The organism is Cohnella sp. GbtcB17 (assembly GCF_019091135.1).
GTDB lineage: Bacteria > Bacillota > Bacilli > Paenibacillales > Paenibacillaceae > Cohnella.
Map to the genome: position 1 here is coordinate 58,821 of NZ_JAGXJW010000010.1, position 21,138 is coordinate 79,958.

Annotated in this window: 9 protein-coding genes; all 9 read right to left on the reverse strand. The window is 57.5% G+C overall.

Translation table 11 applies throughout. From position 1 onward, the window contains the following. Positions 1–31: 31 nt before the first annotated feature. Positions 32–319 (reverse strand): sporulation transcriptional regulator SpoIIID, encoded by a 288-nt coding sequence (gene spoIIID / locus KVT38_RS07430; protein WP_090116189.1) that lies wholly within the window; start codon positions 317–319, stop codon positions 32–34. 220 nt (positions 320–539) lie between these two features. After that, positions 540–1,682, reverse strand: a complete 1,143-nt coding sequence (locus KVT38_RS07435) for an HD-GYP domain-containing protein (protein WP_217593057.1) — start codon at positions 1,680–1,682, stop codon at positions 540–542. A gap of 163 nt (positions 1,683–1,845) precedes the next feature. Next, positions 1,846–2,586, reverse strand: coding sequence for a M23 family metallopeptidase (locus KVT38_RS07440; protein WP_217593058.1), 741 nt, complete (start codon positions 2,584–2,586; stop codon positions 1,846–1,848). 164 nt (positions 2,587–2,750) lie between these two features. After that, the gene (gene spoIID, locus KVT38_RS07445) at positions 2,751–4,154 is read right to left on the reverse strand and encodes a stage II sporulation protein D (protein ID WP_217593059.1); all 1,404 of its coding nucleotides are present in this window, start codon (positions 4,152–4,154) and stop codon (positions 2,751–2,753) included. Between the two features lie 174 nt (positions 4,155–4,328). Next, positions 4,329–5,732 (reverse strand): UDP-N-acetylglucosamine 1-carboxyvinyltransferase, encoded by a 1,404-nt coding sequence (gene murA, locus KVT38_RS07450; protein WP_217593060.1) that lies wholly within the window; start codon positions 5,730–5,732, stop codon positions 4,329–4,331. Between the two features lie 229 nt (positions 5,733–5,961). After that, the gene (locus KVT38_RS07455) at positions 5,962–6,213 is read right to left on the reverse strand and encodes a DUF1146 family protein (protein WP_217593061.1); all 252 of its coding nucleotides are present in this window, start codon (positions 6,211–6,213) and stop codon (positions 5,962–5,964) included. 41 nt (positions 6,214–6,254) lie between these two features. After that, positions 6,255–8,420: a S8 family serine peptidase gene (locus tag KVT38_RS07460; RefSeq protein ID WP_217593062.1), complete on the reverse strand. Its 2,166-nt coding sequence runs from the start codon at positions 8,418–8,420 to the stop codon at positions 6,255–6,257. Between the two features lie 461 nt (positions 8,421–8,881). Next, positions 8,882–16,471, reverse strand: coding sequence for a cadherin-like beta sandwich domain-containing protein (locus tag KVT38_RS07465; protein ID WP_217593063.1), 7,590 nt, complete (start codon positions 16,469–16,471; stop codon positions 8,882–8,884). Between the two features lie 234 nt (positions 16,472–16,705). Continuing rightward, the gene (locus tag KVT38_RS07470; RefSeq protein ID WP_217593064.1) at positions 16,706–20,908 is read right to left on the reverse strand and encodes a cadherin-like beta sandwich domain-containing protein; all 4,203 of its coding nucleotides are present in this window, start codon (positions 20,906–20,908) and stop codon (positions 16,706–16,708) included. Positions 20,909–21,138 lie beyond the last annotated feature (230 nt).

The following is a 21,138-nucleotide window of genomic DNA, read 5'->3' on the forward strand; positions in this document are numbered from 1 at the left end:
TCCTTTAACTTTTCTAAGGATATGACAAAATTTACGCTTTTGCGACCGCGAATACTTCCCGCTTCTTGATCGTCGTCTTCTTGTACTTGATCTTGGTCGCCTCGCCGCCCCGCAGGTGCCGGATCGACTTGTGGTACTCGAGGATGTGCTTCACCTGATCGGCCAGATCCGGATTGATCTCCGGCAGTCGCTCGGTCAGATCCTTGTGCACCGTGCTCTTGGAGACGCCGAATTCCTTGGCGATGGTTCGAACCGTATTGCGCGTCTCCACGATGCTGCGGCCGATCTTGATGGTCCGTTCTTTGATGTAATCGTGCACGCTCCCGCCTCCCTGCTCTGATTGATTGGTACAGTATATGAGGGGGACGTTCACTTATTCTTTGTAACCAAGCCTGACAAGCCTATAAAGTCCGCGAAGGGCGGGGCTTATGGTTCGAACGGACTTCTAGTGCGTCCTAATAAACGCAAAAAAAGACGAGCCCAAAGGCCCGCCCGGCGATTATGATATTTTTGACCGCCAGCCAGCGGCCGCCGCCCCTTCACCCCTTGATCGCCACGGCGCGGGATACGTAAATGCGAGCGTTTTCGTTCAGATCGATCTCATACGGGGACGGCACGCGGCCGTCGGCTTCCCGTACGACCAGCACGACCGGCTTGTGCGCAGGCCGGTTTGCCGTATCCTTGACGATCGCAGTCTCTCCGCTGCTGAGGACCACGGCCATGCCCGTCGGGAAAATCGTAAGATTTTTGAGAAAGGAACGTACGATGCCGATGCCGAATTCGTAATTGCCGGCGGCGAACATATACTCCATCGCCTCGCTTGGCGGGTAAGGATCGCGGTGATGGCGCGGCGAGAGCAGCGCGTCGAACACGTCGGAGAGCCCGACGATCTGCGCCATGTCCGGAATTTTGTCCTGTGCGATCCCGTACGGATAGCCTTCTCCCCGATATCGTTCGTGGTGGAGCAGCGCGCACTTGGCCGCCGCGTCGGGAACCTCCCGGATGCGTCCGAGCGCATGGTAGCCGAGCGTCGTATGCTGCTTGACCGCCGCCATCTCCGCGTCCGTCAGCTTGCGCCTGGCTCGAAGCAGCTCGGGCGAGATCCGCGTCATGCCGACATCGAACAGCAGCGCCCCGACGGCCAGCTCATATTGAGCGTTCGCATCCATGCCGCTTGCAGCCCCGATCAGTCCGGACATCAGCGACACCTGGAGCGTATGGTCGAACAACGACTGGTCGGTCTGTCTGAGCACGCTAAGTTCCTCGGCCACCGCCCGATGGCTGACCGCCGAGAGGAGCCGCTCCCGGTACCCTCGCTTGAAGTCCGCAAGCTCGGCGATCGACAGCGCGAGCCTGCTGTAGTTTTCTTCGGTCTCCAAAAAGCGGATCAAGCTGTGATGCGTCTCCTGAAGCTGAACCGGGTCGGCGCGCAGCAGGTCGATCTCCGCGATGTCGCGGACCTTGTCGTCGGGCCGAACCTTCATGCGGGAGGCCAGCAGCGCCTCGGCAGCCGCGCCGCGCTTGCCGAGGGCGACCGACTGGAATCCGAGCAGTTGCAAACGGTCTATGTATTGGGCGGTCAGCTCCGTGCCGGCTTCGAGCATGACCAATCCGTTCTTGCCGTAAACCGGCCTGTCCAACACGTCGCCGGGGTGAAGTTCGTCTACAGTCACGAGCTTCATCTATCACGCGTCCTCTCTGAAGTCGATAGATCCTCCGAAGTATCATTTATGGTACCATAGTAACACAGTTGCCATCATTTGGTCAGCTATAAAATTGCAAAAATAGACAAAGTTGCCCTTGCGCGCCGCCGCACGCCCGGACAACCCTGTCTAAGGTACCGAATTACTGTTGATCTTCGATCAGCGAAGCCGGATCGACGGCCTGGCTGTTGCTCTTCACCGAGAAGTGAACGTGAATGCCTTCGTCCTTCTCCAGCTCGCTGACGCCTGCCGTGCCGAGCACGTCGCCTTGCTTGACCGAATCTCCCGCTTTGACCTTCATCTCGGCCAGGCTTTGGTAGACGGTGACGAGACCGTTCGGATGCTTGATCTGAATCTCGTAACCGTTCTGCGGCGTCTGCTCCGCCACCGTCACTTCGCCGCTCATCGCCGCCTTGACGTCGAACGGCTTGCCGTCCTTGCTCGCAAGGTCGATCGCCGTATGCGGCATGAACTTGTTGCCGTCCTTAACCATGGCCGCCGCCTGTTCGTCCTCCGTGCCGTTCTCGTTGAAGAACGGCATTGCCACCGCCATCGCATCCCGGTTGGTTACCGGCCATGCGAGCTTCTCGCCGCTTGCCGCGACGGGCAGCGCATCCGGCTCTTCTGCGGTTTGACCGCCCGCCCCGATATCCTGCTGGACGCCCGCGGAGCTCGCTTCGTCCTTCGGCTTGCCGCTCGTTCCCGAGCTGGCGTTCAGCCAGAGGATCGTTACGATGATTGCCGCTGCGGCCATGTACATGGCAGGAAATACCCACCGCTTGGCGAAAAACCTTTTCGTTGCCGAAGGCCTGGACGACGAGCTGACGACATTTCGCGTACTGCTTGGTTCGATCTTGCCGTTTGGTTTGTTTGAATCATTCATTTTTATCACCTCAGTAACAGAGTGTTGCCAGGTGATAGTTTTTTAAACATGCCTTTTGCAAGATTAATGGATTTATAGCTTAGCAGTCTCGGAGCGCGCAAATTCCCGCGATAGGCGCCAGGCGCGCCGGCCTTGCGGCTGCCGCTCGACCACCGTCCGCCAACTCAGCTCTCTTCCCCTCGCCGGCCGACCGCAAGCGCGGACAATGTTTTCAATTGTATGCCCGTATAATAGTGGAGCACGATATCGGCCGCGGTCGCGCCGGTCTTCGCCATGCCTTCCGCGCCCCACTGGCTCATGCCGACGCCGTGCCCGCTGCCGTAAGTCGTTATTTTCACTTTCCCCTTCTCGAACGTCCAGTCGAAGGCGGCCGACCGCAGCCCCAGCAATTTGCGAATCTCGGTGCCGGACAGCGTCTTGCCGCCGACGGTCACCGTGCTCACGCGTTTCCCGTCGGTACGGCCGTTAATAACGGCCGCAGGCCGCTTGCCAAGTCCCGTCAACGCCGCCAGCGACTTGACGCCAAGCTTGCGGTAAAATTCGCTTAGCTTCATCTCTACGGTTTCCTCGGCGCGCGGCGAGTCTTCACGATCCCACGGGCTGTTCACCGATACCAGATAAGGCAGATCGGCGTTAAATACATCCTTGGCGTTTTCCGTATACCCGTTGCTGCTGGCAAAATAGAGCGATTCGATAGGCGCGTCGCCGTAGACCATGACGATGCCCCGCGTCCGCCGCACCGCCTCGTCCACGGCCGCCCATGCCTTCGGATCCGACTCCTTAAGCTCGTTCATCTCGGTCTTGGACCGATAGACTTGATGCGTCACCGTATCCGTCACGTCCGCGCCGCGAACGGGGACGCCCGACCGGTCCTCGTTCCACAGGCGGCGAATCAAATAAGTGCGCGCCGCGATCGCCTGCGCCTCCAGCGCGGCCGGCGCGAAATCCGTGGGCATCTCCGCCGCCACGACGCCCTTCACGTACGTCTCCAATCCGGCGCGTTCGATGCGCTTGTCCCCAGTCAGATAGATTCGAACGACGAGGGAGCTGTCTTTTGGCTCCGCCTGAAGTCCCCGCGCGGCGTCTGCCGCGGACAGGGCGCCGGCCTTCCGGCCGGATGCGCTTGACGCCCCGCTCGTTTTGTCATTCGCTTTATCGTTTGCTTTATCTTTCGTCTGGTCGTCCGCTTGGTCGTCCGCCTTATCGTTCGTCCCGCCAGCCTTATCGCCGGCCTTTTGGCCGGTTCCCGTGCCTGTTTTGCCGGAAGCATCCACCTGTCCACCGCCGCGATCCGACTCTCCTTTTACCGCTTTTGAGCCATCCGCCACAGCCGTCGTTCTTTCTTCGATGTACGACGCGGCACTTCTCTCGCTGGCATGCTTGTCCGCCCACGACCAGCTCGCGACCAATACGCCCGCGCCGAAGGCCAGAACGAGCCACTGGCTAAGCGACGGCCTGCCTCTTCTTCCGTCGCGCTTGAATCCGGCGTATCGGCTGCTGCCTCCCCCTTTGCGACGCCTCTTATGTATCCCTTCGTTTTCGCCCGCTTGCCCCTTCCGTTTCCGCATGCCTCCAACTTCCTCTCTCCGTTGTCTTTTCCTCGCACGCTACTAATCTATGAATGGCTGCGAGTCGCTAGAACAACATGAAGAGAGCGCGCAAAAAAGCCTTCGCGCCCAGGACCGGAGAAAAGGCTCGGTCCTGGGCGCGAAGGCGCGGGATAATAAGTGCGGTTGAAGAAATCAGGCCAGTGTCGGCTGAACGCGCAGCATGGCCACGCTGTCCGAGGCGATGCGCTCTTCGGACGCCGACTGAAGCGGCCGACGCGCCGCTGCCGGCACGGGAGCTTGAACTGCAGCCGCCGCTGCCGGCGCGGGAATCTCTTCCCCATCGCCGAGGCGGCTGATGTCCGCACCGAGCGCGGCCAATTTGCCGACGATGTCCATGTAGCCGCGATCGATGTGGTGGGTGCCCGTCACTTCGGTAACGCCTTCGGCTGCGAGGCCAGCGCAGATGAGCGCGGCTCCCGCACGAAGGTCCGTCGCGCATACCGGCGCACCCGACAACGGCTTGCCACCGGAGATGACTGCTGCGCGGCCTTCAATCTTAATGTCGGCCCCCATCTTCGCCATCTCTTCGACATGCATAAAGCGGTTCTCGAACACCGTCTCCGTCACGATGCTCGTGCCCGGACTCGCCAGCAGCAGCGCCATGAACTGGGCCTGCATGTCGGTCGGGAAGCCCGGATACGGCAGTGTCTTGACGTCTACGGCCTTGAGCGGACGATTCGCGAAGACGCGAATGCCGCCGTCGTCCGCCTCGATGCCGACGCCCATTTCTTCCAGCTTGGCGACGACCGGACCCAGATGATCGCGAATCGCGCCTTCGATATAGACGTCGCCGCCCGATATCGCGGCCGCGATCATGTAAGTGCCCGCCTCAACCCGATCCGGGATCACGGTATGGCGGACACCTTTAAGACGTTCTACGCCCTCGATGCGGATGATACCCGTACCCGCGCCGCGCACCTTCGCGCCCATGGCATTCAGGAAGTTCGCGAGATCGACGATCTCCGGCTCCTTGGCGGCGTTCTCGATCGTCGTGACGCCGTCGGCGGTCGCGGCGGCCATCATGATGTTCTCGGTTGCGCCTACGCTCGCGACGTCCAGATAGATGCGCGCGCCGCGCAGCCGGCCGTCGACCTTCGCCTCGACCGAGCCTTGACCGAAGCCGATCTCGGCACCCATCGCCTCGAAGCCCTTCAGATGCTGGTCGATCGGCCGCGTTCCGATCGCGCAGCCGCCGGGCAGCGAGATCTTGACTTGGCCCTCTCGGGCGAGCAGCGGTCCCATCACAAGAAAGGACGCCCTCATCTTGCGGACGAGCTCGTAAGGCGCCTCGTGCGAGATGAGCCGATGCGCGCGCAGCGTCACCCGAGATTCGTGGCGAAGCGCTTGAACGCCGAGGGCCGACAGAACTTCCAGAATGTTGTACACATCGTCCAAGGCGGGTACGTCATCGATGACGCAAGACCCTTCTTCCGCCAGCAGTGTGGCGGCAAGGATGGGCAGGACGGAATTTTTGGCGCCGTGCACGCGGACAGTCCCTTTCAAGGGACGGCCGCCGCGGACGATGATTTTGCTCATGGGTGGTTCCCTCCGCGGGTGTAGAATCATTTCCGAAGACCGTGCTTTCACCGATGCCGGCTTCAGAAAACCCAAATTTCATCATACCACCGTCCGTCGGCTCGGCACAAGCGGCATCTTTTGACAAATTCGAAACGATCCGCCGTCAAGTTTCGACTTCAGACGACTCGCTTCTGCTTTATTACCCATTGTGATCATTTTGATTCGGCGTTATGCGGAAATGTTGCCGCTACGACGAATTGAACAGATTTTTCAGGGCAGAGGCCCAGTTCCAATAATCCAGCACGAATCCAGCTAACAGCCGTCCTGCGATGATGGCCAGAAAGAGCTGCGCGAGGCGCGCTCTCGAACTTTTGGGGTGGCGGAAAAATTGCTCCCACTTGATCTCCTGGAGCACGACCCAGCATACGGCGATGAAGCCCAGGGTGATAAAAATGGAGAACAAGCTGTTCCAGCCCATCGAATAATAAATCGAATCCATTCGCAGATTAACGCTCCTTATGGCCGCAATTCCCAAACGGTTCAATCGGCGTTCATCACGCCGAAGCGATAATACGCGGAGCGATCCGCGCGATCGGCCGTGATTCGGGCATAATAAGTCCCGGCGGCCAGCTTCTGCGGCACGTTCAGGGAAGCGCCCTTCGCCTTGCTCGACCACTGTCCGAGGAGCTTCAACTCCTTGCTGTATACCGTCAGCTTAAACGTCGAGCCGTCCGGTATGCCGTCCAGCTTCCATTCGTAGCGCCCGCCCGCGGTCTTGAACCGGAACCAATCCTCGTCGTCTTTGGACGAGATCAGCCCTTTTAAGATGCCTGCCGTTCCGGGAACGAGCGCTGCGGACGTCAGCGGACCGCCGTTCGGTTCTCCCAAATCCGCGTACGTAGTAATGTATTCGAGTCGGACCGTATAGGTCCCTGTCACGGGCGGAGCACCGTCGGCGGCCGCATTGCTGACCCCTATGTAATATCTGCCCGCCGGCGCTTGCTTCAGCGTAGCCGTCTCCGGCAATCCGTCGCCGTTCGTATCCGTCCGTACCTCGGCCTGCCCGTCCCGCTGAAGCGTGATCGCAGGATCGATGCGCGTCGTGTCCGTCTCGACGGTCACCTTCAACGAGCCGGCCTGAGGCAGCTTGACCGTCGTCCAATCTTCGTCATCCTCGCGATCGAACGTACCGGTCCAGGTCTGCGTTCGAGGCTCGATCGCATAAGCCGAAGCTTGGTTCGAGCCAGGCTCCGTCCGGTCGGGCAGCATCCTGAATCCCGAGGTGAGCCTGTAGGGCAGCGGCGACGATCGCGACGAGCCGTCCGCCCGCAAGTAGTATCTGCCTTTGGATACTTTCCAAGTCGTCGCACCGCCGTTCGTGCCGCCGGCCGCAATCGGACCGGAAGCACCGGGGCGGTATAGCGACAATTTAACCGCAGCAGGTCCGATGTCAAACAGGTTCGTCTGCATCCGCACGGACAAGATGCCGTCTTCATGCGCATCGACCGCATACCAGTCCGTATCGAGACTGCCGCTCCATGCCGAATAAACCTCCGTGCCCGGTGGAAAAGGCGAAGCGGACTGCTGTGCGCCATTTGGCTCGCGCCAGTCTGCCGCGAATGCGGCCGACAAGGCGCGATCCGCACGAACGAGGCCATAGCCCGTCGCGTCGTCCCGGCCCTTGGCGCCGATATCCTCGGCCGTCCGGCGCAGCGTCTCCCGCAGGAAAGCGGGTTTCCAGTCGGGATGAGCAGCCCGCAGCATAGCCACAGCGGCCGCGACCTGCGGCGCAGCCATCGACGTACCTTCCATCGCAAGGCGGCCGCCGCCCAACGCGAGCGTGTCGACCTGCCACGATGCGGACAGATCTACCTCGGGTCCTCCCGTCGAGTTGATCTGCCCCTGGCCGGCCTCCGCGCCTGCGACAGCGATCACGGTCGGATAAGCGGCCGGATACTGGACGGCCGCACGCTCGCCAAAGTCGGCTGCATCGTTGCCGGTTGCGGCGACGAGCAGCACGCCCTTTGCCTCGGCCAGCTCAATGACGCTGCGCATGCCGGGCGCGTCTCTGCGAAGTCCGAGAGACAGCACGACGATGTCCGCGCCATGCTCGATGGCGTACCGGATGCCGCCCGACAGATGCGCCTCGTCGCTTTCGCCATTCTCGTCCAGCGCTTTGACCGGCATCAGCTTCATTTTCCATGCCGCATCTGCATTCGCGCCCTTCGCAGCCTCGGCTGCGGCAACGATGACGCCCGCCACCGCCGTACCGTGTCCGTTGTCGTCCTGCGGCGGCTTGGCATCGTCCAGCAGATTGACGCCCTCGATCAGATACGGCTGTAGCGCCGCGTTCTTCAGATCGATCCCCGTGTCCACAATGGCGATCGTCCCCGTCACGTCGCGGCGCAGCAGCTTCCAAGCGGCCGCGATCCCCGTTTCTTGTAGAAACGAAGCGTCGGACAGCGCGGAAATCGCGACCGGCTTACGGGCAGCGGAGGTTCGAGCGGCTTTGTTCAAGCGGTCGGGCTGTTTCGCCGCCGTTGGAACGGCGACTGCGCCGAGTTTCGCCGCCTCGGCTGCCGCGACCGGCCCGCCCTCTGCCGTCAATCGCGAATCCAGGGAGCCGGTCGCAGCCAGAGCCGTGCTTAGAAACACGGCTGCCGCCGTACGAACCGTACGCCGTTTCCCTTTTCGTTCTGCTGCCATTAATGCCACGCCCTTGCCATTCAGTAAGTGAAGCTATGAGTATATACCCACATATTGGCGCTCAACCAACACTTATCCGTCATTCGACATATGTATCTCGTATCCGTGGGCGGGACATAAGGCCGAGCAGTACCCTGACTTCGCGAATCCAGCCTAATATATATCGCTCATTCATTATTCATGCATTCGCATGCCCTATCAAGTTAATAATATTTAATGCTTGATGCGCGCGGTCTCATCTTTTTCTCATAATTGGACCGTCCGTCGCATCGGTTAGCCCCCCCATTCCCGCCACTGTCCCCCCATAGCAAGACCGTGCCGCTTTCGTATCCTTCTTATATTCTATTTTTCGACACCATTTTCCTTCTTATAGGATAAAAAGAGTACTTAGGTCACGGGTGAAAAAAAGAAATAACCCGGCTGGAGGAAAAAACACCTCTTGCCGGGCCATCGTTATTTGATCACGCCGTTCCTGAGTCTCCGATTCCAAAGCTTAATAAATAAACGGTGGTCTGGCCGTTGTTCTCAACGACGACCTTGTAGGTCTGAACATCTCCGTCCGATTCGAGCCAGTTTAGCGGCAGACTCCAATTCCACTTGCCGTCCAACTGGTTGCGTTCAAACGGCTGTTCGTCGTTATCCATCGCATAAATGTTGATATCTCCCTCCGATTGCGATACCCGCAGGTTAACGCCAGTCGGAATCATCGTATTGTCGTTTGTCCAGAAGTAGGCACCGGGCCTTTCATCGTTTCCGTAGAAAAAGCGCGGGTATGACTCATAGTACCAACCAAAGCTTCCGCCTTGAAACTGGGCCTCGAACGCGGGCATGTGCGCTGGAGCAAACACGCTAACCCTTCGAACGATCGAGTGTCCAGCCGGGTCTTCATGCGTGAGTGTACCTTCATAGGTGGATTCCTTGAAGTCCCAGCCAACCGTGCTCATTTCATCAAGGCCATGAAGCGTCTTTATTCCCACAAAAGGCTGCGCTTCGTTATCGAACCAATAAGTCGGCAGCGCAGCATAATAAACGCCGTTCCACTTGATGGCCTGGACGCGGTCCGGATCGGTTCCGTCCGTTTTATTGGTGACCAGTACAGAGTTCCAGTTATACGCATTAAATTGGTAGGCTGCAATAATGTCACTCTCGCCGTCTTTTTTAACTTCGACCTGCAGCCAGTTTATGCCGCTTTTTAGGTACCAACGTTGATTCTCTGCGCTGAATTCGGTACCGTCCGTCCTGAAGTATAAATGATAACCGGCAGGTGTTTCGAAATTCATGCTGAGCCAGTCGCCCTCTTCCAGCTCTAATGCTTCAGAAGTCCACGTATCTTGGCCGCCCGAGCTCCAGGAGACCGGCACGTCTCCATCAATTCGGGTATCATCTGTCAGCAATCGTTCGACCAGAATATGATAGATGCTAGTCGCGTAGGAACCGTCAGCAGAACTGACTTCCAATTCATATTCCCCAGCTTCATTCGGTGCCAGTACATGCTCTTCATCGTCGTCGTCCCAAGCCCACGGCTGGTCATTAACGGCCAACTCTACGCGATCTTGATCCAAGGCAACTGCATGCACCTGCATCGAAGCGGGAGCTCCGTATGGAAGATAAACAGTATATTCATACTGTCCTTCGGCGATAGGTACCAATTCGCTCCCGATACGCAGACTGCTCAACCGGGCCGGAGGTGCGGGCGGCACCTCGCCGCCCTTCTCGGCTCTGTAGATCACCAGCGTGTAACTTTGTTCAACCGTTCCTGTTGGATCTATGACCTTAATGGTCACTTCATTCGGACCCTCATTTAAATTGGACAAATAATAATGACCTTCGGTTATTTCGTTTGGCCGCTCGTTTAAATACTCGATTTCAACTTGACTGTAGGGAGAGTAGCCCCCGGCTTCCAAAATGGCGCCTTCTGTACTATTGTCGACATTCGCCGTTAGGCTGAGCCCCTCCCATTCCATCGAGATAGGTGCGTATTCATGCGCTTCGTCCTTCGTCAGCGATACGCGTTCTCCATCGAGCCCGGCTTCCGGCGCGTTAGCCATCTGCGAGGAATCGCCGACAAAAACGATCCATTCCTTGATGTAGTAATGCGCGATCTCCTCCGACATCGGCGAAAACGATTTGTACTTCAGCCTGATATCATGATAACCATGCGTCAAGGCAAGTCCGCCTCGCGCTTGCAGACCAAATTCATCAACATCAACGAGTTCCGCGTCTCCGTCAATAGAGGCTTCTACAATCTCGTATTGGAGTTCCATCCAAGATTCTGATTGAAGGGCGATGCTCCAATCCAGGGCTGAACCCACTTTGTCAGCAGCCACAATAGCGTAATGGCGCTGAACGTAGCCTTCGTTGGTCTCTTCTTCGACGCCCTCGGCCCTTGTCCAAGCGACCGGCATGCCTGTGATATCCGACGTTACTCGGGCCACGCCGTTATCTTGGGGATCAAAGTGCACAAAGAGATCGTATTCGTGCGTCGTGGCTCCATCGAGTTCCGTGACAGTCAGCTTCAAATGGCGGAGACCGTCAGGTACGTCGTTCATCACAAAACTGTAGTTACCGCTGTTTTTAGACTTCTCGACCTCTACTGGGGAAGAGGATTCGATCTCTTCTAGCGAGACGTTAGACACGAAGTTTTCATCAAAGTTCATATCGAAACGCAGGTATCCTAAAGAGCTGTAGATATAGCCTTGATAGATGGGGGAGCTTTCGGTTCCAGTATTCGCCCATCCTGCATCGGCCGAGAAGTCTCCGCCATTGAACGTTTCCCAGAGCGACATGCCGTAGATGGACGCCGGGCCATTCCCGATCGTTACCGCATAGGTTGTCGTCCCCTCTTCTTCATCTACCGGATACAATTCGATCGTGTAGCTGTTGTAGCCAGATCCCACGCCACTTACAAGCTGGTCTGCATCTTCCGTTTCGTCCCAGGAAGCGACCGGATCGTTAGATCTCGCCATAACACCAGTACCGGGGTACAGGGCAGCGCCCGCATATACCATCGGATCGAGCACCAAATTCATCGATACATCGCCTATCGTTTCGGACAGCGAAGCATAGTAGTAATTGTCGTGTACGTAAGTGCCCTTGCTAACCTCAACGTCCTGCACGCTCCAAGCCAACACACCTACCGGAAGATTAGATTCCTGCAGGGTATGGTTGATGTGAATTCGATGTGTGAATCGGTGCCCTTGCGAATCTCTTACCGCAATCTCGACGTTGTCGCCAAGGTTCATGCCGAAACTGTATTTGCCTTCCCCATCAGGTGACAGCTCGGTATGCGCATCTTCGTTGTTAACGATATAAACCGATTCCACCAGGGAAGTCGAGTCTGCCAACGACGGAATAAATGAAAAGTCCGCATTTGTCCCTTGCGCAGCCACGTTGTAATAACCGAATAGATCGACGCTTTCCGGATAGAAGATCTGTCCGTCGTTTTCGAACGCAAACGCGTCTAGCGCGAGGCTTAGCGACTCCGGACCCGGTTCATCTTCTCCCGAAGGACGCCATACGCTGATTACCGTATCCTCAACTCCAGCGTTACCGGCAATATCCTTCATTCGAACGGTAAATTCGTTCCAGCCATCGTTCAACGAGCTCGCCCCAACGAACAAAAATCCACCTTCGACACCATAGCCCTCGATGTCAAGATCCCCGGTCACGTTCTCCGGATAAAGCGAGAGATAGAAGCTGGCATTTCGGCTTGGCATGATCAGAGTGAAACTATAGGTATCGTTATGACTTACCGCCAACGATCCTTCTCCCTGTTCCAGACGAGCGGAAATCATCGATAGAGCCTGCCGTGACTGACCGGCTTTAAGATCGATCACGTAGTCGTTCGACCCTGCTTCTCCCTCTTCGATCGAAAGCACGAAGACATTGTCTCCGCTCTCCAGTGCGCCGTAATCAATGTCCATCGTCTGGGACCCGTTCGCTTCGTAACGGCCAATCAGCTCTTCACTATACTGTTTTCTCAGCGAAGCGGACGTTACGTTCTCATCGAAGGTAATGCTGGAACTTACCGATACCGTTGCATCAGGAACTTCCGCGTAAAGGATATCTTCGTACCTGTAGTCCCTTCCTAAGTGCCATGTTAAGTCCTGATCGTCGCTTCGCGTATCGTTCCAAGAGGTTATGCCTGCGATTGAGGATAGAATCGGGTCAGCTTCCCGCTCCACGACGATCAGATACGTAGCAGTAGTGTCATCTTCGGCGGTTACCGTCACGGGCAGATTGTTGCTCCCCACATGGAGCGCATGCTGACCGCCCCCTTCTACTGAGGCTGCGGGCGAGTTCGACACTGCCGTGATTCCGATACTGTCGGTCTCATGCGGCACGACAACCGTGTAATTGTGCTGGCTCGGGCTGAACTCGGGTTCGAGAATGCCTTCGCTGACCGACAAAGACTGCAACTTCGTATCCGATGAAGGAGGCTGCGCACGGGTGATCGTTATGTTGTATTCGGATACGGTCGCTCCGTCCTGCGCCGTTACGATAACTTTTATTACATTTTCGCCTACGTCCAGCGCGTGAGGGCCGGTGCCGATCACAGTCGCAAAGGGCGAACTAGCAGTCGCGTAAACAAACAAACCGTTTGTCGCATAAGGTACGGAGAGTTTGTATTTCTTCGTAAAGGAATCAAACGCAGGATTCAACGCCGAATCGGGAATCGATAGACTGCTGAGCGTCGAATCCTGCGAAGCCGCTTGACGCGTTACGTTAATCGCATAGCTTCGAGTAAAGCCGCTTTGTGATCGGACATTTACGGTAACCGTATTTCCACCCACGTTCAGCGGCAGGTTTTCGCTCTCATTCCCGCTAAGCGTGGCAAGACCGTTCACCTCTACCGTCGACGTTCCGACAGCAACGGTCGGCGTCACTCTGATAGAACTAACCGTATATGGAACGCTCGTCGTGTATTCTGTTATGCCGCTCTCGAAGATAGGAGATAACGTTCCCGAGGAGATCGATAACGACGCCAAATTCGCATTGGCATTGGAAGCGCGTGTTACAACGATAACATACGTCTTAGGTGTCTTGCCGACCTCGGTGGCAACAACCGTAATGGTTCGAGGCTCGCCGACGACGAGATTTATAGCCTGCGAGTTCTCGCCGCTCGCTACCCCCTCTCCGTTCACAGTGATCGATCCAATTCCTTGAGCCTTTACTGTAATATTGGATGTATCGCTCGATACGATTACATTTTCGTATTCATAAGTGCCGCTCGCGAACGAAAACCCGCTAACCGATCCGCTCAGCGCCAGACCCGTCAGATCCGCGCTCGCCGCTTGCGTGAAGGTAGCGCTGCTGATCGGGCTGCGCTGAGAACCCGCGCGCGTCGCGATCGCTTTGATCGTGACGGCAGCTTCAACCGTCGGCTTACTCTCTTTCGTATATTCCTTGGTTGCGCCCCCGACCGAAGTCGCCGGATCGCTGCCATCCATCGTATAGTAGATGTGCTCTGCGGCTTCCGATGAGATCTCGATCTGCGTACCTAATGCGACCTCGCCGGAAGACGGGTTAAACGCCGGCGCCGCAAGTGCAGTCGTTTCGCGCGTCACAATGATCGTATACTTTTGTCTCGCGCCGTTCTGCGCGGTCACCTCGACCGTAATCTGATTGGTTCCAACGCTCAGCGAAATCGGTTTGCTCGGCTTGCCGCTCGTCGTTATACCGTCACTAACGAGGATGGCCGCATTGCCGTTCGAGGCGGTGGGCGTCACCGTAATGCTGTCGACCGCATGGCCGACGCTGGCCGTATAGCTCGTCGTCGCGCGCGTGAATGCAGGAGACAGCGTACCGTCCGACAACGTCAGATCGCTTAACGTCGCGTCCGACGACGGCAGGCGAGCTATCGAGATGGAATTAAAAAGTTCGGGCACAGTTCCATCCGCAGCACGCACCTTAAATTGAACGGTCGTGTTGATAATCGTATACGAAATTTCCGCGCCGGACGCATACTCGTTCGTGCCCAGCAGGATTTTTGCCGCTTCGTTGATCGCATTGATCTTCAACTTGATCGTCGTGACATCGGCTGGCACCTTCACCGTCCAAGCGTTGCCGCCGGAGGCGCTGACTTCGTATGAAGCTGTACCGTCTGCGCTCTTAGCCGAGACACTTTGAACCGCCGCATCGCTTGGCATCGACCGGTTCGCCAGCAGCTTGTACGACTTGACGACGCCGTCGATCGTCGCTTTGATCTCAATCTCATTGGACGCTTGCACGAGCGGAATGATGTATCGCCATGAGATCTGGTCCGGCAGGATCGTGCGAGCCGCCATGAACATCGGCTCCGGCTCGACGTTCTGGCCGTTAACCGCGATGTCAAGCTCCGGCCCGGTAACGGGTACCACCAGCGTCAGATTGCTTGAGCCGCTCGGAATGGACAGCGGCGCCGGCGCACTCGTCGAGTTGAAGTCGATGTCGATGCCATTTTGCCCCGGGAAAACGACGCTGACGTTGTTCAGCAGCTGACGGGTAACCGTCAGCTTATAGGACTTGGTCGCGCCGTTCTGCGCCGTTACGAGGACGGCGATCTCGTTGTCGCCGTATGCCAGGCTCACCGTTCGCTGTCCGCCGCTCGGCGCTTGTCCGTTAATCGTGAACGAAGCTCCGCTGTCCTGCACGCTCGCCCCGACGACGATACTCGTTTTGTTGCTGGCCACGCTCGCCCGGTATTCGGCGACGGCGGCGTTGAACGACGGGCTAAGCGTCACTCCTTCGATGCTCAGCGAGCCGAGATTCGCGTTGGACGACAGGTTGCTCGTATTCGTGCCGGGCGTGACGGTCGTTCCGCCCTGGTTGTTCGTCTTGTCCGTCTGGTATTGCTGCTTCTGCTGCTCGTTCAGCTTTTTCAGCAGCTCTTCTTCGGCCTTGCGCTTCGCCGCCTCGGCTGCCTGCCGATTCGCTGCGTCCTGCGCTTGCTTGGCCGCCTCGATCGCCTTGAGCGCTGCTGCGTTAATTTTGTCGGCCAGCTCTTTAAGCTTCGCCGCTTCCTCGGCCGCCTTTCTCTTCGCGGCCTCTTCGGCCAGAAGTTTGGCCTTCTCTTGCTTGGCCTTTTCCTTCTCGTTCAACTGGCTCAGCCGATCCTTGTCGAGATCGAACGACGTCTTCTCCTGCTCCTCGATCTTCTTCAATTGCTGCTGGTCGATCTTCTTCTGCTCGATCGCCTGCTTGGCAATGACGCCCAGCAGCTCCTCAATGTTCTGGGCAAACTTGTCCAGACTCTGCTCCAGCTCGGCGGGCACGCCGGTCTGCTTGAACTTATCGACCGTCTGCCGGTTTTCCTCGTCGATCTTCTCTTTGCTGCGCAGAATCGCCTCGATGACTTCCGGCGGCGCGTTCTTGACGATCTCCTCGATGTCCACGAGCGTCGTCTTCTCTCTCAGATCGTCGCCGCTCGTCGGCTCGAGCGAGATCTGCTGCGTCGGGTACAGGTCGATCGTCTTCGAGCTGCCGGAGGAACCGGTCCCGCCCGCGCTCTCGCCGCTTCCGCTGCCCATATTCTCTACATTCTCGGACGTGAACCGGACGACGCCCGACATGACCGCCGTGTTCGTTCCGCCCGTCGCCGGATTGACTCGCGCGAAAAACGCCGTGCCGCGCACGCCCATAATCGCCGTCGGCGTCTCCAGCTTGAAGTCGTCATCCTTGCTCTTGATCGACTTCACGTCCACCCAGGCCGTTCCTTTGAGCATGCTGACCTTCGTCACCGTGCCCTTTTTGTCCGACAGCTTCGAGAATGTCAGCGTCGCGTTTTCCCCCACCGTGAACTTGTCGTCCTCAGACGTCCCGTTCGCGAACTGCAGCACCGCCGAGCCCTTGCTCCCCGTGATCAGCTTGTCCCCCTGGTTCAGGCTCAGCTTCGCGAACGCCTTGAACTGCTTCGAGCCCCCGGCCTTCTGCACCTGCACGTCTCCGCTCAGCTGCTTGATGACCGCGATCCGCGACGAAGAGGCCGCGTTCGCCTTCCCGCCGATCGCAGCCGCTACCGGCAGCAGCATGAGCAGCGCCGCCAGCAGGTACATGCCTAACTTTCGATACATGAACTTCACTCCTACTTGATATGTACTTTTACACTTGTCCAGCGTCTAGCGATCTATCGAACTGCCAATATAAGAAATCAATGGAATGGGCTCTTTGATTATATCTTAAAAAAGACGTTTTTTGTCGATTGAGTGACGATAACTTCGTAAAAAATAGGCTGATTTTGTGTAAAAAACTCTCCCGTTCATCCAGAGATGAGAGCGGGAGAGTTTCGATAGATCGCGATTATGATTTTAATCCGTCGCGCGTTTGATCGCCAAGTCGCAATACCAGGCCACGCCGTCGAGAATACCCGTTACATTTAAGATAATCTCGTCTCTCTCCGAGTCCGGCTCTAGCTCGTACAAGCCGTCGCCGTTCGGCGAATAATGGATATCGTTCGCTGTCATATCGGCGGATGAGCCTGCAGGCATGCCGAGATTGATCCAGAACTTCTCCGGCCATGCTTCGACGCTCGCTTCATAACTTCCGTTCGAAGCGTTGTATTCGAAAGGAACGGTACCTCCGAAAGCGGGCAATATTAGACTTGGAGCAACCGGCGCTCCTCTATATACGTAAAGCTCGTATTCGATCCGGCTCCCGTCCTCATCTTTTAAAATGAGCATATAGTCGCTTCGTCCCATAGGCAAGTCCCCGGCATAGCTCCCCTCATAGGCGGCACCCAATGGTGCCAGCAAGGTTACCTGGGCCGTTCCCGCGCCAGCCGCCCATTGCAGATTCAATTGGCTCTGATTGTCCGGCACGGTCAGGCGGAACGTGTTCATGCCTGCATAAATCCACGGCACCTCGCTGGCCGGGGCCTCGCCGTCCGAGCTTTGCGCGCTCCAGGAATCAAGTCCTACAGGCGTCAATCCATGCGTTCCATAAGAAAAGCGAATGTCCAAGCTCCCATAGTTACCGTACGGGTCCGTCGCTTCGACCAGGAAAGTCTGGTCTCCTTCTTGAGGCGTAAACGGATAAGCGAAGCGCAGACCGCTTGCATCGTAAGGCACAGCGACACCGTTGATGCGAACGTCAGAGCGAGGATCAACGCCGGTCAAAAGCAGTTTGAAGCCGCTTTGCCCTGCAGCTTCGTTCAGCAAGCCTTGATCGCTTCCGGCAAAGGAATTAAGCTGAACTTCCCGCGATATGCCATCCTGCTCATAGACCAGATTAGCCTCGATGTTCACCGCCTGTTCCAGTTCCATATCCAACGTATACGCCAGCGGAGGCCCTTCGCCCGATACCGGGCTGACGACAACGAATCCGAAATTTTGCCAGTCGCCGTACAGTTGCACCTGATATCGCCCCGAGCCGACAGGCGCCTCGCCGACGCGAACGAAGGAGGTGTAGCCTCCCTGATAGACAGCATCGACCTTCACGCCGGGGCCCGCCACGGGCTTGACGTCCATGGCTACGGTATCGGAAGGCATCGCGACACGATAGACGCTCTGCCAGGACGCGTCCCGGATAAATTCCCTGGGCGCAGCCGAAGCTTCCGCAGGATATTGGACCGGCGTCCCTCTCACGCTCGCCATCTCGTACCCATCCGGCAGTCCGTCTCCTTTCCAGATGTGAACGACGCCTTCCTTGGCGCTTCCTTCGTAGCCGGGATAATACGTCCGAATTTCCGCGACGTTCCACCCAGGCGACAGCGGCACCTTGTAATCGCCTTCGCCATTCCTGTTCGCCTTTTCTCGCTTGGGCGGCGCAGAGGGATCGTCCTTGTCTTTCACATATACCCACACGTCCGATTCCGTCGTGGCGTCGTAGCTGCTGCTGTGAAGGAGCAGCTCTTCATCCTTATTTTGCACCGATACCGTATAGTCTCCACCGCCGACAGGCACCAAGTGTACTTGCGCTTTGCCGCCCGTCGGCAGGTAGGCGGACCACAGCTGCTGTTTAACAAAGACGTAGTTCACCTGGTAGTAAACCGTTCTGTCGTTTTCCGTCACGGAATAATACAGCGTCACGCTGCGGCCCTGACCTTCAATCGGAAAACTGCCGTGCAGCGAGCCGTCCGCCTCCTGATCGATGATTTCTTCTCCGAAAACGAGCCGGGCATCGGACACCGCGGCCGGATCGAACGCAAACTGCATTTCCACATTCTCATCTTCCTCGTCCGACACGAACACCCCGTAATCCTTGCTCTTGTACGAGCCGTCCTGATAGCCAGACAGGTACATCGGGACGGCCGGCACTCCGCCCCAAACGATCGATACAGACGTCAGCCCCTTCAATTCAAAGTCCGCGGGCTTGACCCAAATCAGCACGGTCGCCGACTCCGACTCCTCCCCGCCGGCAATCGCCTTGAACTGGAAGCTGTCCATGCCTGTGAAGTCCTCGCCTGGCGTGTAGGTGAACGCGCCGGACGCTGCCGAGTCCAATGTTACTTCGCCGGATTCGCCGTTCTCGATAATTTCATAGCTTGCCGCTCCGTTGCCGCCATAACTCTTGAGCGCACCAGAGACAGGCGTATTGACTGTCGTCTCCAGGAAATCGGGAAGCGCGGTCAGCGCCGCCGTCTTGTTGGCAATAAGCGTATAGGTTTTGGTCGCCCCTTCGACTGCCGCCTTGATCTCGATTGTATTCGCGCCAGGCTTTAGCAGGAAGGTATAAGTCCAAGCCTTATCTTCTGCGACAAAGGCAAGCGAAGCGATCCTTGCGCCGACTGGCGAGACCGGTTCGCCGTTCACGGTCACGGATGGCGCATCGACGAGCGGCAGCTTCAGGGTCAGCACGCTCGTATCTTGCGGCACGTCAAAGGTCGTCATTGGAAAAGCGGCGGTAAAATCGATGTGGAGCGGCGTGCCGCTGCCCATATCGATGTCCGCGCTATTCAGCAGGTGCCGAACGGCCGTTATCGTGTACGACCGTGTTGCCTTGCCATTGGCCGCCGTCACCGCCAATACGATGGTGTTGTTCCCATAGGCGAGCGGGATCGTGACCGATCCCCCCGTCCACCCTCTGTCGTTGACGGTCAGCTTCGCTCCCGGGTCATGCAGCGCAGGCGTGACGGCAATCGATGAGACTGCGCTGCCAACGTTAATCGTATAATTCAAAACTTCAGGCGCGAACGCCGGGCTTAGCTCGATCCCGGAGGGGAGCGACAGACCGTTCAAACGCACATCGTCCGAGGGAGGCGTCGGCGTCGGCTGAGACCCTGCGGTCGGTGTCGGTGTCGGTGCCGCCGTCTGCGCAGGCGCAGGCGATCCATAATTGTTAGCTTTATCTTTGTTGTACTGCTGCTTCTGAATGGGCGTCATGGAGCCAAGCAGCGCCGTTTCCGCTTTCGCTGCAGCTTCGGCCGCCGCTTTGCGGTTCGCTTCGGTCTGTGCCAGCTTGGCCGCTTCGATCGCTTGCATCTGTCCGGCGAGCCGCTCTTCCAGCTCCTGCTTCTTGGCCGCATCCTCCGCGGCTTTCTTTTTGGCGGCTTCCTCTTGCTTTTGCCTGACCGCTTGTTGCTTTTGCTTTTGCAGGTCCGTCAATTCCAAGCGATCCTTCGTCAGATTAAACGACGTCTTCTCCTGCTCCTCGATCTTCTTCACTTGCTGCTGGTCGATCTTCTTCTGCTCGATCGCCTGCTTGGCAATGACGCCCAGCAGCTCCTCAATGTTCTGGGCAAACTTGTCCAGACTCTGCTGCAGCTCGGCGGGCACGCCGGTCTGCTTGAACTTATCGACCGTCTGCCGGTTTTCCTCGTCGATCTTCTCTTTGCTGCGCAGAATCGCCTCGATGACTTCCGGCGGCGCGTTCTTGACGATCTCCTCGATGTCCACGAGCGTCGTCTTCTCTCTCAGATCGTCGCCGCTCGTCGGCTCGAGCGAGATCTGCTGCGTCGGGTACAGGTCGATCGTCTTCGAGCTGCCGGAGGAACCGGTCCCGCCCGCGCTCTCTCCGCTACCGCTTCCCATATTCTCTACATTCTCGGACGTGAACCGGACGACGCCCGACATGACCGCCGTGTTCGTTCCGCCCGTCGCCGGATTGACTCGCGCGAAAAACGCCGTGCCGCGCACGCCCATAATCGCCGTCGGCGTCTCCAGCTTGAAGTCGTCATCCTTGCTCTTGATCGACTTCACGTCCACCCAGGCCGTGCCTTTGAGCATGCTGACCTTCGTCACCGTGCCCTTTTTGTCCGACAGCTTCGAGAATGTCAGCGTCGCGTTTTCCCCCACCGTGAACTTGTCGTCCTCAGACGTCCCGTTCGCGAACTGCAGCACCGCCGAGCCCTTGCTCCCCGTGATCAGCTTGTCCCCCTGGTTCAGGCTCAGCTTCGCGAACGCCTTGAACTGCTTTGAGCCCCCGGCCTTCTGCACCTCCACGTCTCCGCTCAGCTGCTTGATGACCGCGATCCGCGACGAAGAGGCCGCGTTCGCCTTCCCGCCGATCGCAGCCGATACCGGCAGCAGCATGAGCAGCGCCGCCAGCAGCGCTAAACCGTATTTGCGAATCATAACTCCACTCCTAATCCGTATCCAAAATAAGTGCTTTTGCACGATCATTCGACGATGTAAAGATGCCGCACTCACAATTATAAATTAGAAAAATAGCGAATATATGCGACTTCTTTCACAATTATCGCCTTAGTCGGTCATCGGTTCTGTAATAAGCGCCACATAAATCAAAAAATCCCGCTCATTCGGACCGGAAGTCCGATGAACGGGATTTCTTAATTTAAAGTAAG

Coding starts and splice junctions, on each gene's coding strand:
- KVT38_RS07435 (WP_217593057.1), bottom strand. CDS start 1,682: ATGAAGCTCGTGACTGTAGACGAACTTCACCCCGGCGACGTGTTGGAC.
- spoIID (WP_217593059.1), bottom strand. CDS start 4,154: ATGCGGAAACGGAAGGGGCAAGCGGGCGAAAACGAAGGGATACATAAG.
- KVT38_RS07440 (WP_217593058.1), bottom strand. CDS start 2,586: ATGAATGATTCAAACAAACCAAACGGCAAGATCGAACCAAGCAGTACG.
- KVT38_RS07455 (WP_217593061.1), bottom strand. CDS start 6,213: ATGGATTCGATTTATTATTCGATGGGCTGGAACAGCTTGTTCTCCATT.
- KVT38_RS07470 (WP_217593064.1), bottom strand. CDS start 20,908: ATGATTCGCAAATACGGTTTAGCGCTGCTGGCGGCGCTGCTCATGCTG.
- KVT38_RS07460 (WP_217593062.1), bottom strand. CDS start 8,420: ATGGCAGCAGAACGAAAAGGGAAACGGCGTACGGTTCGTACGGCGGCA.
- murA (WP_217593060.1), bottom strand. CDS start 5,732: ATGAGCAAAATCATCGTCCGCGGCGGCCGTCCCTTGAAAGGGACTGTC.
- KVT38_RS07465 (WP_217593063.1), bottom strand. CDS start 16,471: ATGTATCGAAAGTTAGGCATGTACCTGCTGGCGGCGCTGCTCATGCTG.